At 63.7% G+C, this 797-nt stretch carries 1 pseudogene; it reads left to right on the top strand.

The window, feature by feature from the left end:
* Window positions 1–259: 259 nt before the first annotated feature.
* Window positions 260–797: pseudogene (locus A5733_RS26885) on the top strand (transposase); the annotation flags it as partial.

Genomic DNA, 797 nt, shown 5'->3' with positions numbered 1-797 from the left:
CCTGAGCTACCTCGGCGGAGTCACTCTGGCCGCCATCATCACCTTCTACCGCGTCCGCAATTAACAGACACGACCTAATCCAAAGTAGCTTCAGACGATCACGGGGCATCGGATCGGCAGGATCGGCGCTGGCAGGGCGGGACGTCCGGTGCATCAGTACCGTCCGGGAGTGAACCCTGTGAGGTGAGCCCTTCGTAGTGGTCCAGTCGTTGTGGGACTCTGTTGTCCGAGTGTTTGGGCAGGAAGAATCGACGACGACATGGCAGGTAGCAAGCGCCGGCGGCATACGCCGGATCAGATCATCCGCAAGCTGGCCGAGGGCAACACGCTGCTCGGGACCGGGCAGGAACTGGCCGAGGTGTGCCGGCATCTGGAGGTCACCGAGTCGACCTGGCATCGCTGGGTGGCCCAGTACGGCGGGATGAAGGCCAACGACGCCAAACGGCTCAAGGAACTCGAAGCCGAGAACGCTCGGCTCAAGAAGCTGGTCGCCAACCAGGCCCTCGACATCGACATGCTCAAGGAGATCTCCTCGGGAAACCTCTGACCCCGAACCGCAAACGCCGCGCAGCTGCAATGCTGCGCGAGCGGTTCGGGGCCTCTGAGCGGCGGGCGTGTGAGGTGGTGGGCATTCACCGCTCCACGATGCGCCTGCAACCACCGGCGATCACTGATGAGGAAGCTGAGCTGCGGGCCTGGCTGTCGAAGTTCTCCATCGACCGGCCACGATGGGGATGGCGCCGAGCAGCGAAGACGGCCCGGCGAGAAGGCTGGACCGTCAACAACAAGCGGATCCG

The sequence above is a fragment of the Mycobacterium sp. NS-7484 genome (genome assembly GCF_001953975.1).
In the GTDB taxonomy this organism is placed as follows: Bacteria; Actinomycetota; Actinomycetes; order Mycobacteriales; family Mycobacteriaceae; genus Mycobacterium.
Note: the sequence above shows the minus strand (reverse complement) of the source record. Positions and strands in the feature narration are given on the sequence as shown.